The following is a 14123-nucleotide window of genomic DNA, read 5'->3' as shown; positions in this document are numbered from 1 at the left end:
TTTACGCTTATGGAGCCATAAATCAAGGCAAAGTCAGAATGGCTGTAGTTGCAGAATTAAAGCAGATTTTTTTAATGCGGATGGGGTGCGTCGTCTGTTGATAGGCAATTTTTGGTTCCGACGGAATTTCATACTAAGAACTGCCCCATGTTATTAATATTTGTCAATAAATTCTGAAAAATAAAGGATAGCGTGCCTTGCAAATGAAAAATACGCCAACATGCCGCAATTACATTGAATAGCTGTGCAGTGTTCATCAACGCCGCTCTGAACCTGATGGTTGTGTTGCACGGCTATGAGCTGCTGACATACATGAAGATAAAGTGATTTAACTAAAAAATTATGTGGATACAGCCGAATATATCACATGTTTTTGCAAGGTAAGTTGACATGGGCAGAAAAGTGGCGTTTTTTATATCCATACTAGACTAGGTCAACTAGATAAAGCCCAAGCAAACCAAAGTTGATTACAGAGGGCTGGCAGCGCAAATGCTGGCGGCGCAGCTGCTCGCGTTTGAAACGTATCCGCCGGATTTGGGCTGATTTCAGCTTGTTTACGCGCAGTCTGATGGCAGAGCGCGTGTATTTCGTGGGATTCTCGTCCACTATAGAATTTTTATGAGGGGAGGCCGCTGTGGCAGCGTGTAAAAAAGATGTGACAGGCGCGACCCTGCGCGGCGTCCTTAGGGTTCTTGCCCTGCTGGGAATAGGCATGTGGGCTGTGGGGGCGTCGAGCGCGGCGCAAGCGGCTGAGGTCTGGCACGTTGGCACCTGGAAGACCGCCCAGACCATCCAGCCGTTTTTGTATGAAAAGTATGCAGCATCGGCGAATCCGGGTCTGAAGGTTGATGTGCACCCCTTTACGAACCCTGCTGATCAAAAATCCGCCTTGCTTGCTGGCAGTCTGGACATGACAGGCACAACGCTGGCGCTGGCGATTCAGGCCGCCTCACGGGGGGAGCCCGTCAAGCTTGTGGCAACACTGGGCAGCAAGTGCTCGGCCCTTGTGGTGGCAAAGGACGGGCCCATACACACGGCGGCTGACCTTAAAGGAAAGCGCATCGCCTATGTGCCCGGCACCATGCACGAAATTTTGCTGCGCGAGCTTCTGCAGCGCGAAGGTATTGACCCTGACCGCGATGTTACGCTGATGCGCATTGATTTTTTTGACATGGGGACAGCCCTTGCCAAGGGCAATGTGGATGCCTTTCTTTCTGGCGAACCCTTTCCCACACAGTCTGTCATGCAGGGATTTGGGCGCATTCTGGCCTATCCTTATTACGGGGACAGCATTGGCACGATCAACAGCGGCATGCTCATGCGTGAGGATTTCATAAAAGAGCATCCAGATCAGGCCCTGCGAATGGTTGCCGCGCACAAGGCCGCCACGGAAGCTTTGGTTGCAGACAAAAAATTGTGGCTGGATACGGCTTCGGGCCTGTTTGGCGTAGACCGCGGTTTGCTTGAAGCCTCTGCCAGAAATATTGAACTGACGTGGGATATGGATGATGCGTTCATGCTGCGGCTGGCGGCCTTGGGCGCGCGCATGAAAGCCCTTGGCATCATCAAGCAGGAACCGGATTACAACAAGCTTGTAGACCGTACCTTTGTAAACGCCCTGCGCACTGACGCCGCCAAGCATGACTGACGGCAGGGAATCCCGAATCCTGCCCTGGTGCCTCCCGCTTTTTATACTGGCGGCATGGTGGGCCGCAACGGCGCTGGGCCTTGTTTCAGAGTGGTTGCTTCCGTCACCTGTGGAAGTTGCCCGTACCATTTTTACCTATATGGCGGGGGACCACGGATCGGCCTACGGCGGGCGCTTCTGGGGTGACGCCGCTGCAAGCCTGTGGCGTGTGGCCTGCGGCTATACGCTGGCTGTCGTACCCGGTTTGCTTCTGGGGTTGTGGTCGGGCAGAAGCTCCACGGTATCGCGCCTGCTGTCTTCATCCATCAATGGGGTGAAGTCCGTTCCGGGTATAAGCTGGCTGCCTCTGGCCCTTATATGGCTTGGAGTGGGATTTATGACTACCGTCAGTCTTATCGCACTGGCGGGATTTTTTCCGGTGTATTTCAGCGCGGCTGCCGCTGCGGCGTCAGTGCCGCAAAATCTGATCAACGCGGGGCGCATGCTCGGATACTCGCGCCCGAAGCTCTTTACAGGGGTTATTTTGCCGTGGGCCATGCCGCAGGTATGCGCAGGCTTGCGGGTGGCGCTTGGGATGAGCTTTGCCTATCTGGTGCTGGGAGAGCTTACCGGCGTGCCTGATGGCCTGGGCGCACTGATTATGGACGCGCGCATGAATGGCCGGGTGGACGTGCTGCTGAGCGGGATTGTGCTTATAGCCGTGCTTGGTGCTGTTTGTGATGCCTTGCTTGTTCGGGTTTTATCGCGGCTGCCGGGTGTTGTGCGATGAAAGGATACTTCATTTGCCAGGGGCTGCAAAAAAGTTACGGCCAGCATGTGGTGCTGCCCGGTGTTGATATGGCTCTTGCGCAAGGGTCTATAACGGCGCTTATCGGGGCCAGCGGTTGCGGAAAAAGCACTTTTTTGCAACTGGCGGCAGGGTTTATACCCCTGGATGCCGGGAGCATGCTTCTTGACGGGAGGCCGTGCAACGGACCGGGGCCGGGCAGGGTGATGGTATTTCAAGAGGACGCGCTGTTTCCCTGGCTAAACGTGCAGGAAAACGTGGAGTTGGGATTGAAGATCGGGTGCGTTGCGCTTGAGCTTAGGAAAGAGCGCGTGCGGGAAATGCTGGCGCTGGTGGGGCTTGAGGCCTGGGAAAAATCGCTGCCGTCGGCACTTTCTGGCGGCATGCGGCAGCGCGTGGCTCTGGCGCGAGCTCTTGTGCTGCGCCCAAAGCTTCTGCTTCTTGATGAACCCTTTGCCGCGCTGGACGCCATTACCCGCGCTCGCATGCAGCGCCTGCTGGCAGAACTGCAACTTCAAACAGGCGTTACGGTTCTTCTGGTGACGCACGACGTTTCAGAAGCCTGCTTGCTGGCGGATTCCATACACCTTATGGGCACAGGCCTTGGCATTGTCGCAACTTGGACTGTTGATGTTCCGCGCCCCAGGCATCCCGACAATACGGATTTTGCGCAGATGAAAGCGGAGATGCGCGCGCAATTGGAAGCAGTTATGTGAGCGTATGGGCGCTTATGGTTTTTTGATTACGCGTGACGCTGCCTAAGGGTGCGAGCGAGTAACACTGCCGGAGACGCTGCCGGATGGCGCGAATGAATCTGTCGAATGACAACTTTGAAATGTAATGCATTTCAAAGTTAATCTGCTTTAGAGCCGATGAATTTTGAGGCAATGCGGTGTTAACGCCGTTGCCTATGGGAATCACCCCTCATGGCATGATATGCTATGTAGTATGCTGAAAGTAAAATGATAATTTTTTTGAAGAGCGGCAAGGTAAAGGAGATTCTTTGGAAAGGGGGTTCCTTCATCGCAAAATATTTGAGAATGGAAAGATTTTGAAATTGCAAAGTCCGCCAAGGCATTTCTGCTTTGACGGACTCTACTGATTGTCTTGGTGGGCCCACCAGGATTTGAACCTGGGACAGGCCGGTTATGAGCCGGAAGCTCTACCAACTGAGCTATAGGCCCCAAGGAGAGGAACTATAGACGCAAGTTCTTTGGCGGTCAAGTCAACAGGGCAGTGCTGGCAGATTTTCATAACATTGCCGCCGAGCTAGGGGCTGTTTTCAAACAATTCTTTTGTCCAATTGGCTGCGTCAAAAGGCTATTTTTTACTCCCGGCATGTACCGCAAAAGTACACTCCTTTCGTAAAAACCCCTTTTTTCTTGCCCTTGCGCAAAATCGTTTATTTAGCATCAGCCCCTGGAGCAGACCAACTTTGAAATGCTTCGCACTTCAAAATTATCATTACATGGCGTTGCCGGTTTCCAGCAGGCCGATCTGCTCGTCCATAGCCTTCTTCAAAGGCAGGGGCAGGCCCATAATATCCACGTTAAGGAAGCCCCGCACAATGGTGGAGGCGGCTTCATCTTCATCCAGACCGCGTGCCATGAGGTATTCAATTTCTTCTTGGGCGATCTTGCCCACGGCTGCTTCGTGTGACAGTTCCACGCCGTCCTGATTGCTGTCCAGCTCAGGAATGGCATGTATGCGCCCGCCGCCCAGTATAAGGCCCTTGCATTCAAGGTGGCCCCTGGCAGGAGCGGCGGAAGCGCCGATGAATCCCCGGTTGATGATGGTGCCGCCCGTGGTGAGCGTGCGTGAAATGACCTCGCCGCGCGTGTCAGGAGCGTTGAGTTCAATGCGGTTGCCGCAGTCCACATATGAGCCTGTGGGCGCAACGATAACGGAATTGAAGCGGGCCACCGCGCCTTGCCCCTGCAACTTCATAGTGGGGTACATCTGCAGGTCGGCTACGGGCTTGAGCAGAATATAGTTGTTCTGAAACTCGCCCCCGGCTTCAACAATGCCCGCAGAGCGGGGTCGCACCGTTGTGCTTGTGCCCCAGTTGTGGATCATCGTGAAGGTGAGCTTGCCGCCTTTTTCCACATAGTATTCGGTAATGCCGAGGTGGGCGGTGTCGTTGGCGTCGTGGGCCGTGGCGCAGCCGCCCAGAATATGCATCTCCGCGCCTTCTTCAACGATGACGATATTGTGGATGCTCTGGCCTGCGCCGTGTCCCTTGATGAACATGCAGGACTGCACGGGCTGGGTGATCTTGGCCCCCTTGCGGGCGCGCACAAAGTACCCGCCATTGCAGTGCTCGCGCGTGAGTTGGGTGAACTCGTCCTTGTCAGGATCAATCAGTTTCCAGAAATACTGGGGCAGCCCGTCAAACTTTTTGAGCGCGGTGCGAATGTCCATAAGGTCAAGACCTTCATGCTTGGTCTCGCAATGCACACCCGCATGATTGAGCTGCATGAACGCGCCGCTGACCGAGCGGTCGTTCACGTCGATGCCAGCCAGCACAAGGCGTTCTCTGTCTTGCGCTGGCAGGTTGGCAAGGTCTTCGATGGGCGCGGCCCCTTCGTTGCCACTGAAACTGTAGCGGGAAAGATTTACAGTGCTCATTTAAGAGGAGCCTCCGCAATTTGACCGAACATGTCGCCAGCCAGGCAGCGCAGGCATTCCTGGTAGCCGTGGCTGGCTATGTGTTCCAGAATTTCACGCGGTCCGGCTTCACAGCAGAGTTTGCCGTTGTACATGACCTGCCCCCTGTGGGCGTTGACGTATTCCAGAATATGCCCGGTGTGGGTAATGATGAGGCCGCTGGTGCCGCGTGCTTTTTCACGCTGCCGCAGCGTGGCGCAACATCGTTCAGGCATGCCATCCAGCAGGCCGCGCACGGTCTGGCCCACAAGGGCCATATTTTCAAGGTCAACGCCTGATTCCGGTTCGTCGAAAAGCAGCAGGTCGGGCTGTTGGGCCATGAGCTGCAAAAGTTCGGAGCGTTTGATTTCGCCGCCGGAGAAACCAGCGTTGACGTCCCGGTTCAGAAAACTGTCAAAGTGCACCTTGCGGGCCATGCCTTCCACATCCATTTTACGCCCGCGCCCGCACAGTTCCACAAGCTTGCCTGTGGGCAGGCCGTGGATGGTGGGGGGACGCTGAAAAGACATGCCAAGCCCCAGGCGCGCCCGTTCATACATGGGCGCATTGGTAATATCCGTACCCTTGAAAATGATTTGCCCCTGAGTGACGGCATAGCCAGAAAAACCCATAAGGGTCATAAGCAGGGTGGTTTTGCCCGAACCGTTGGGCCCGAAAAGTATGAACGTTTCACCGGATTTGATGTGCAGATCTATGCCCTTGAGCACTGGCGTGCCCTTGACCTCCACATGCAGGTCGTGAATTTCAAGCATCGTTGTCTCCGGTTTCACCAAGATATTCCATCACATCGTAATGCACATGATCCAGAATGTGGGTCAGCTTGGAGACGCAGTCGTCCCCCACGGCCTTTGCCAGCAGGTCAACGATGAAGGCAGCCCTTTTGGCATTGACCAAAGCGTCATAGCCCGGGTCAGCGCTGTAAGGTATGGCGCTTATGCTGTCGCTGAAAGCTTGCAGCGTTTCATTGCTGAGGTTTTTGATGGGCTGGGGTTCGTCATCAATATGGGCGATGTCATCCCGCAGTTCCAGCATGACCGGCTTGCCATGCATATAGGCAATGCACACTTTCATGGTATTCCCCTTGGTTTTACAGATGCCGCATAGTGGCAAACTTGTTAGCCTGTGTCCAGAGGGTACGGCCGCGATACAGGGTAGGGGAACGCCAGCCCTTGCGGTGCGGCGGCGTACTGGCTACCATAAAAAAAGACCGTATGGAGGTATCCATGTATGTGATTACCGGCGGCGCTGGTTTTTTGGGCAGCGCACTTTTGTGGCAACTCAACTGCATGAATATTGAAGATATTGTGGTTGTGGACAATCTGGCCCACAGCGACAAATGGCGTAATCTCGTCAAGCGGCGCTATGTGGACTACCTGCACAGAGATCGGTTTTATGATCTCATGCAGCGCGACGCCCTGCCCTGGAAGATCAGCGGTGTTGTGCACCTTGGCGCCTGTTCCGCCACCACGGAAAAGAATGCGGACTTTTTGATGGAAAACAATTTCCACTACAGCCGCGATCTGTGCCGTTACGCGCTGGACAAGGGCGCGCGCGTCATCAATGCCAGCTCTGCCGCCACCTATGGCGACGGTTCCCTTGGTTTCAGCGATGCAGAAGCGCTTGTGCCGCAGCTGCGGCCTTTGAACATGTATGGCTATTCCAAACAGCTTTTCGACCTTTGGCTTTTGCGCGAGGGTCTGCAAACCGAGGTGGCCAGCTTGAAGTTTTTCAATGTTTACGGCCCCAATGAATATCACAAGGGCGACATGCAAAGTGTGGCTGCCAAGGCCCACAAGCAGATCCGCGCTGAAGGCAGCATAAATCTGTTCAAATCCGACAGGCCCGACATGGCGGACGGCGAACAGAGCCGCGACTTTGTCTATGTTAAAGACTGCACGGCCCTGATGGCCTGGCTGCTGGAACGGCATGACGTTTGCGGCATACACAATGTGGGTACAGGCACGGCCCGCAGTTTCAATGCGCTTGCCCAGTCCGTGTTCGCAGCCCTTGAGCTGCCCTGCCGCATAAATTACGTGGACATGCCTGCATCGCTTCAAGGCCGCTACCAGCACTTTACGCAAGCGGATATGGGCTGGCTTGAGCGCGCGGACTGCCCCCTTGCCTTTGCTTCGCTTGAGGAAGGCATTGCCGACTATGTGCGCGGCTATCTTGAAATGGACGATGCGTATTTGTAGGGCGGGCGTTAATTGTTTGCTGCGTGTTCTGAGCAGAATCAGACCAAGCGCCAGCGGAAAAGCCTATCGTATAGTTATTTGAGACAGTGTGATACTCGAAAGACACTGTTTGCTCCCCTCGTTTCCAATAGGGATACTCCTGCAACCTTGCTGCAATAATAAAGGTTTTAGGGGGAGGGTGTGTGGGGGAAGGACCTTTTTGCAAAAGGGTCCTTCCCCCACAAAGCAGTTCAACATAAAAGTTTAACGACACTATTCCTGGCTGGGCAAAGGCCATTTATAAAAACTGAGAACATCAGTTCACGGGGTACAGGGGCGGCCTTCTTGCGAAGAGAGAGCGGCGAGATTCAGGGCATTGCCTCGAACCCCGCCGCTTGTTCTGGAATGTCCTGTGGACAGGATTAACGCACCAGCCCGGCCTTGACCGCGAAGGGATCCCAGGACGGGTCACGGTGCGCGTCGTACTCTGTGATCTGTTCCAGCCAATCGCTCAAAGGCTGGCCATACAGACGGGATATGACCGCCAGGGTCATATCCATCCCGGCAGAAACACCGGAAGAGCTGACCACGGCGCCGTCATCTACCCAGCGCGCCTGTTTGATCCAGTTCACCTTGGGGCCAGGCTCCGTAGAAGCCTTGAAGGCCATTTTGTTTGTTGTGGCAGGTCTGCCGTCCAGAATGCCCGCTGCGGCCAAAAGCGACGCGCCGTTACACACGGACATGACCACCTTCGTCTTGGTTGCCTGGTCGCGTAGCCAGTCCAGAGTCGCAGTGTCGCCAACCAGAGGCACTGCCCCGCTGCCGCCTGGCACCAGCAGATAATCCAGCTTGGGCGAGTCGGCATAGCTGTAGTCGGCTACGGTCTTCGGTCCCTGATTTGAGGGAATTTCTCCCCGTGTGGCCGCGATGGTCACCAGCCGTACGCCTGCGCGTTTTTCTTCGCCACCCCAGAAACGGGCCGGGGCGTGCTTGAGGCTGCCCCACATTTCCATCGGGCCGTAGGCGTCCAGCATCTCGAAGCCGGGGAAGATGAGAACCCCAACGGTTATCTGCCTGGAAACCTGGGCTGGGTGGACCTCATACATGACCTGCTCCTCTGATTGGGGTGATTGCACTTGCGCCGGAACGGAGAGGGCGGATGCGAGCAGCATGAACGCGAGAGCAAGACATTGCAAAGAGATATATTTCATATGTTTCTCCTAAGTGTTAACGCCATGCACCGGAACGGAATCTGTTCCGGTACTGGCCGGGGGTGATGCCGAAGCGGCGCGAAAATGTCAGGCGGAAGTGCTCACCGGACTGGAAACCACACTCCCGGGCGATGGTTTCCAGTGCCTGCGTTGTTTCCTCCAGGCGTTTCACAGCTGCTTCAAGGCGGATATTTTCAATGAAATGGGCCGGAGTTACGCCTGTTTCGCGTTTGAAGACCCTGGCGAAGTTGCGCGGGCTCATAGCCGCGTGTCTGGCGATGTCCTCGTTGCACAGCGGGCGCTGATGGTTGTCGCGCAGCCATTGGATCGTCGAGGCCAGTGTGCCGCCCTCGTGAATCTGCGCCAGAAGGGTTGTGCTGAACTGCGATTGTCCACCCGGACGCTTGAGATAGAGCACCAGCACTCTCGCCACGTTCAGCGCCAGATCGCGGCCAAAGTCCTCCTCCAGCAGGGCTAATGCCAAATCAATGCCCGCCGTCACCCCGGCCGAGGTATAGACGGAGCCGTCCTTCACATGCAGGGCGTCAGCCTGGACATCAATATTTGGAGAAAAGGTGCGTAATTCCTCAAGCATGAGCCAGTGGGTGGTGGCCTGGCGGCCTTCCAGCAGCCCTGCGCGCGCCAGGATGAAGGCTCCGGAGCAGATGGAGCAAACGCGCCGCACAAGGGGCGCAGCTTCGCGCAGCCAGTCCACCAGCGCCTGCGGAGCCTGCTTCGCCACGGGGCCGCCAGCCACCAGCAAGGTATCAATGCCGCTGTGCTGTCCCAATGCGGTATCAGTCAGCAGACGGATGCCGGAGGCGGTCCGCACCACCGCGTCACTGCTCTCGCCCGCGACCTGGATGCGGTAAAGCGGTTCCGCGCCGCCGGACTGAGCATGCAGATCGTTGGCTGCGGAAAACACGCTCAAGGGGCCCGTGATATCGAGGATTTCCGCACCGTCATGGACAGCCATGACGACGAGGCGTGGGGCAGTTGAACAACCTTCGGTGGGGCATTGCTCGCATTTCATGGTCGTACCCTAGGCTAGAGCACGATATGGCACAATGACATAAATAGTGATATTCCTGCCAATATGCCCCCTGTCTGCTTGTAGGGTCCAAGTGGAGCCAGTCTTTGGCAGGGGCGAGGCAATGCCTGGAATCTCGTCGCCCTCTCGTCACGAGAAGGTTCGCCCCTGCACCCCGCGAGCCGGGTGCAATATTTCAATCGGTTGTTCTCCCTCTCCCGGTTTGTTGCTGCCTGATAACTCCAGCTTTGCCGACCTGGGGGAGGGGGAACAAACTGATGAAATATTACATCCGGGCAATGGCTCTAAAGCTTTAAAACAGATTCCTCTCCACAGGCGTATGGCCGTGCTTTTCAGCAGTACTTGCATTGCCGCCGCCGTTGGCGACGACAAACAAAAAAGCCCGGCGCGTTGTGTACGCGCCGGGCTTTTGGCATGCTTTTATGAACAGGTTATTCTGCCACGTCTTCTTCGGCAGCGGCGGCTTGCGAATCTTCGCCGTCCAGGCCCAGGCGGGCCAGCCGTGCGGCTTCCTGCTTGCGTTCGCGCGTACCCAGAGGTTTACGCGATTCAAAGTCCTCACTGCGCTGCTGCTGGCGCGCAAAGACCAGAAAGCCCGTATGGGCGTTCATGCGGTCTTCGGGGCGCAGACGGTCAGCCACGGGCTTCCAGCGGCGGATGAGAATTTCGCACACTTCCACATCCGCGAAGGGGCCGCGTTCAAGGCCGAGCAGAAGCTTGCTGACCTGATCCACTGTGGGCAGCAGAAAGCCGAAGCTTGCGCCGGGGCGCACGGCGGCAACCGCGTGGTCCAGGTATTCCCAGGGGGTGCGCACGTCGAGAAAAAGGGCGTCCGCGCCGGTGACGGCAAAGCCTTCGGCCACGTCGCGGTTGTGCAGTTCCACGTTTTCGCCCACGCCTGCCCACTCGAGATTGCGGCGGGCCAGGGCCATGAACTCTTCACGGGCCTCGTGGCTGACAACGCGCCCGGTGGGGCCGCAGAACCAGGAAAGCCCGGTGGTCAGGCCGCCAGAACCACAGCCAGCCTCAATGATGGTACGGCCCGGTCCGGCGCCAAGGCGCAGACAGATGTAGGCAATATCCTTGGGGTAGATAATCTGCGTCTGGCGCTTGAGGGTTTTGAGCCTGTCGTACAGGGTGGCTTCCATGATCTGAATGGGCACCTGCTGATTGGTGTAGGCCACGCTGCCGAAATCGCAGCAGGTCACATCAGAGGCCAGCAGGGTGCCGTCGTTGCTGTGCCAGTTGTGCTCCTCCATCAGGCGCTTGGTATAGCGGCGACCCTTGGGCGTCACATAAACAACAAGAGAACCATAGGGAATCATGTATTTCCTTTGTGTTGCGGCGCTGGCGCGCCGTAGCGTGAAAAGGGGCCGGTTGTCCGGCCCCTGGTGGTCAGGATCAGGCCAAAAATCAGAACATCTGGCGCATGAGGTCTTCGCCGCCCTGCGAGGTGTCGACCATGCTGTCGTCCTCGGTTGTGGCAGACGTGGCCGAAGCGCCCTCAATGGGCATGTCGGAGCGGAAGGCAAGGCCGTCCCGCATGACTATGCCTTCCGGCATCGCAAAATCGTCTGCGGGGTAGCGTTCTTCCACTTCCACACGATAGGCGCGGAAAATGGGAGCCGCCGTGCGTCCGCCCTGTTCCAGACGGCCAAGGCTCTGCAACTGGTCGTAACCCACATAGATGCCCGTGACCAGATGGGGAGAAAAGCCCACAAACCAGGCATCGTGCTCTTCGTTGGTTGTACCGGTTTTGCCCGCGATGTTGTAGCCCGGAACCTTGGCGCGGCCACCCGTGCCCGCGTTGACCACCTGTTTGAGCAGGGTAGCCATAATGAAGGCATTTTGCGGGCTGAGCGCCTGCCATTGTTCCACGTCCTGGCGATAGAGCACGCGCCCCTTGGGGTCGGTAATGGACGTGATGATGCGCGGGCGCACGCCAAGGCCCTTGTTGGCAAAAGCTGCATAGGCCTGGGTGAGATTGAGGGGAGAAACCGCCACAGCGCCAAGGCTGACCGAAAGTTCCTGCGGGAAGTGGGGTTCAAGCCCCAGAGCTTTGGCCCGCTGAATAACGTTGGCTATGCCCACCTGCTGGGCGATGCGCACCGTACATGTATTGCGCGAAAGCGCCAGTGCGGTGTGCAGCGGCAGTTCGCCCTTGTAGTTCTTTTCGTAGTTGGAGGGCCGCCATACTTCATTGGTATAGGGGTTCACATACACAAAGGGCGCGTCCAGCACTGTGGAAAGAGCGGTAAAGCCCATATCCAGAGCTGTGGAATAGACCACGGGCTTGAAGCTGGAGCCGGGCTGACGGCGCGCCTGCGTTGCGCGGTTGAAGTGGCTGTCGCCAAACTGGTAGCCGCCGATAAGGGCCACCACGTCGCCGTTTTCAGCCTCCACCGATGCGATCGCGCCCTGCACTGCGGGCTCTTGCTGCAAAATCAATGAGATGGGCGTGCCTTTTTTAACCGTGGCAGGGTCAAAGGGCAGGGTTTTCTTTTCCTTGCGGCCCTTGGCTCCTGTTTCAGTTACGGTGACTTCAGCGGCGGAAACCCAGATAAGGTCGCCAGGGCTGACCACAAGTTTGGCGTCTTTAACGGCAGGAGCATAAATGCCTGCCACCTTGGGGTTGGGCTTGCGCGCCCAGGACATGTCAGCCACGGAAACAATACCCGTGTATCCCTGACCCAGGCTTACGCGGGCTTCCTTGGCGTCTGCCTGCGTGACCAGAGCCTTGACCCAGTTGTTTCCGGCAAGATCCAGCGGGCTGAAAGTTTTTTGATTAAAAGCCTTCTGCTTTTCAGCATCCAGCTTTTCCAGCGGGCCACGCCAGCCCTGGCGCTTGTCCAGTTCTTCCAGGCCCTGCCGCAAGGCAGCCCCGGCGGCGTACTGATGGGCCGGGTCCATAGACGTGCGCACGGTAAGACCCGCGTCATATACATAGTCCACGCCGGACTTGTCGGTCTCTATGCCAAGCGCCTTGAGGTTCTGCTCTGTAAAAAATTCGATGAGCAAACGGCGGGTTTCTTCAAGGTACCATAAGGCCGCGCCGCCCATGCCGTCGGGCATGCTCCAGTAGACGAGGGGTTCGGCAGCGGCTTTTTCGTATTCTTCTGCCGTGATCCATTTGAGGTCGCGTAAACGGCCAAGCACATACATCTGGCGGGTTTTCGCCTCTTCCGGCCTGCGGAAGGGATTGTATGTGCTGGGGGCCTTGGGCAGGCCTGCGATAACCGCGCTTTCAGCCAGGGTAATATCCGAAGCGTGCTTGCCAAAGTAGGTGCGCGCGGCGGCTTCCACGCCATAGGCATGTTCGCCAAGATATATCTGGTTCAGATAGATGGTGAGGATCTGGTCCTTGTTATAGGTTTTCTCCAGATCGTAAGCCAGAATGGCTTCTTTCATCTTGCGGGTATAGCTGCGCTCGGACGTCAGCAAGAGTTGCTTGATAAGCTGTTGGGTGATGGTACTGCCGCCTTCGCCCTGGCGTCCCTTGCGAAAGTTGTTGATGGCCGCGCGCAGGATGGCCGTGGGGTCCACGCCCATGTGGCGGTAAAATGCGTCGTCTTCCGCAGCCAGAAAGGCCATGGGCAGAAAGCGCGACATCTCTTTGAGACCGATGACATAGCGCTTTTCGTGAAACAAGGTGCCCAGTGTGGAGCCGTCGCGCGCCAGAATGACAGTGGCTTGCGGCTGCTTGTATTCGGCAATGCGGTTAATGTCAGGCAGGTCGCGTGAGGCCCAGTAAAACAGCATGGCCACGGCGCTTCCGCCAAGGATGCCGCATACTATTATAATACCAATCAGCCAGAGAGTGATTTTTTTCAATGACAGACGAATTTTCATGGCAGGGCGATACCGTTTTTTTGCTGCGGCGTAAAGTACACGCCTAAAGCCCCGTGTGTAGCGGGCTGCGAAACGCGCAGACAGGGTATGGATTTGAAACAGGCAGGGGTGTGGGTGAAATTACAAAAAACTGTAAAATAAAAAAATGTTGTTTTTTCAAAAAAAATAAAAAGCGGAAGGTTTCCCTTCCGCTTTTTTTCCGAATTTCGCGGCTCGGACTACACGCAGCCGGTGGGCTTGGGCAGGCCAGCCATTTTGCAGGCGCCTTTACCGGGGCCGGAGGGGAAGAGTTCGTACACTTCCTTCAGCTTGTATCCGGTGTTCTTGGACAGAATGCGGACCATGGGGGCGATGCCGTTCTTCTTGTAGTAATCCTGCAGGAAGTCGAGAATCTTCTGGTGGTCACCAGTGATTTCGGAGATGCCTTCGGATTCCTTCACATAGTCCATCCATTCGGGGCACCAGTCGTCAAAACGCAGAAGGAAGCCGTCTTCGTCAACTTCAAAGCTTTTACCTTTATAGGTGATCTCAGCCATGCGTGTGTCCTCCTTGGACAGGTAGTACTCAACCTCGCCGGAACAACATGCTCCTGGCGCAGCCAACCGGGGTTACCCGGCCGAATTCCTCCAATGGGGCGCGAAAGCGTAATGCAATCACAACGAATGCCTTTATGCCATAAAAAAAATTTGATGGCAAGCCCTGACGGCTTTTTTTGACATGCCCCACTATTCTAGTC

12 protein-coding genes and 1 tRNA gene are annotated in these 14123 nt (G+C 56.4%); 4 read left to right on the top strand and 9 right to left on the bottom strand.

The features are described from left to right. Positions 1-634: 634 nt before the first annotated feature. From HNQ38_RS12375 to HNQ38_RS12365, 3 genes are read left to right on the top strand one after another with little or no spacing between them, the layout of a single operon-like run. Entirely contained in the window at positions 635-1648 is a 1014-nt protein-coding gene (locus HNQ38_RS12375) for an ABC transporter substrate-binding protein (RefSeq protein ID WP_343060183.1), read from the top strand. After that, positions 1641-2417 (top strand): ABC transporter permease, encoded by a 777-nt coding sequence (locus HNQ38_RS12370; protein ID WP_183721494.1) that lies wholly within the window; start codon positions 1641-1643, stop codon positions 2415-2417. The genes HNQ38_RS12375 and HNQ38_RS12370 overlap by 8 nt, the downstream gene beginning before the upstream one ends. Further along, positions 2414-3151, top strand: coding sequence for an ABC transporter ATP-binding protein (locus tag HNQ38_RS12365; protein ID WP_183721491.1), 738 nt, complete (start codon positions 2414-2416; stop codon positions 3149-3151). The genes HNQ38_RS12370 and HNQ38_RS12365 overlap by 4 nt, the downstream gene beginning before the upstream one ends. 392 nt (positions 3152-3543) lie before the next feature. Here the strand turns inward: HNQ38_RS12365 and HNQ38_RS12360 are convergent. The 4 genes from HNQ38_RS12360 to HNQ38_RS12345 form a co-directional block, all read right to left on the bottom strand. Beyond that, positions 3544-3619: transfer RNA gene (locus HNQ38_RS12360), tRNA-Ile, on the bottom strand. A 280-nt stretch (positions 3620-3899) separates the two neighbouring features. Further along, a complete protein-coding gene (locus HNQ38_RS12355; RefSeq protein ID WP_183721488.1) occupies positions 3900-5063 on the bottom strand; it encodes a SufB/SufD family protein in 1164 nt (387 codons plus the stop codon). Continuing rightward, positions 5060-5854: an ABC transporter ATP-binding protein gene (locus tag HNQ38_RS12350; RefSeq protein ID WP_183721485.1), complete on the bottom strand. Its 795-nt coding sequence runs from the start codon at positions 5852-5854 to the stop codon at positions 5060-5062. The genes HNQ38_RS12355 and HNQ38_RS12350 overlap by 4 nt, the downstream gene beginning before the upstream one ends. Next, on the bottom strand, positions 5847-6173 hold the full coding sequence (locus HNQ38_RS12345; protein ID WP_183721482.1) for a hypothetical protein: 327 nt from the start codon (positions 6171-6173) through the stop codon (positions 5847-5849). The genes HNQ38_RS12350 and HNQ38_RS12345 overlap by 8 nt, the downstream gene beginning before the upstream one ends. A gap of 152 nt (positions 6174-6325) precedes the next feature. Between HNQ38_RS12345 and rfaD the strand changes: the two genes are divergently transcribed. Further along, positions 6326-7297: an ADP-glyceromanno-heptose 6-epimerase gene (rfaD, locus tag HNQ38_RS12340; RefSeq protein ID WP_183721478.1), complete on the top strand. Its 972-nt coding sequence runs from the start codon at positions 6326-6328 to the stop codon at positions 7295-7297. A 401-nt stretch (positions 7298-7698) separates the two neighbouring features. On the opposite strand, the gene HNQ38_RS12335 is transcribed toward rfaD, so the two are convergent. The 5 genes from HNQ38_RS12335 to HNQ38_RS12315 all read right to left on the bottom strand — a co-directional run bounded on the left by HNQ38_RS12335 (position 7699) and on the right by HNQ38_RS12315 (position 13923). Then, a complete protein-coding gene (locus tag HNQ38_RS12335; protein WP_183721475.1) occupies positions 7699-8382 on the bottom strand; it encodes a DJ-1/PfpI family protein in 684 nt (227 codons plus the stop codon). A gap of 121 nt (positions 8383-8503) precedes the next feature. Then, positions 8504-9520, bottom strand: coding sequence for a GlxA family transcriptional regulator (locus HNQ38_RS12330; protein ID WP_183721472.1), 1017 nt, complete (start codon positions 9518-9520; stop codon positions 8504-8506). Positions 9521-9969: 449 nt separating this feature from the next. Then, positions 9970-10863 (bottom strand): tRNA (adenine-N1)-methyltransferase, encoded by an 894-nt coding sequence (locus tag HNQ38_RS12325; protein ID WP_183721469.1) that lies wholly within the window; start codon positions 10861-10863, stop codon positions 9970-9972. A gap of 88 nt (positions 10864-10951) precedes the next feature. After that, a complete protein-coding gene (locus HNQ38_RS12320) occupies positions 10952-13387 on the bottom strand; it encodes a penicillin-binding protein 1A (RefSeq protein WP_183721466.1) in 2436 nt (811 codons plus the stop codon). Positions 13388-13605: 218 nt separating this feature from the next. Then, complete coding sequence (locus tag HNQ38_RS12315; RefSeq protein WP_183721463.1) at positions 13606-13923, bottom strand: TusE/DsrC/DsvC family sulfur relay protein; 318 nt, start codon at positions 13921-13923, stop codon at positions 13606-13608. Positions 13924-14123: the final 200 nt, after the last annotated feature.

Source organism: Desulfovibrio intestinalis (assembly GCF_014202345.1).
Lineage (GTDB): Bacteria > Desulfobacterota > Desulfovibrionia > Desulfovibrionales > Desulfovibrionaceae > Desulfovibrio > Desulfovibrio intestinalis.
Note: the sequence above shows the minus strand (reverse complement) of the source record. Positions and strands in the feature narration are given on the sequence as shown.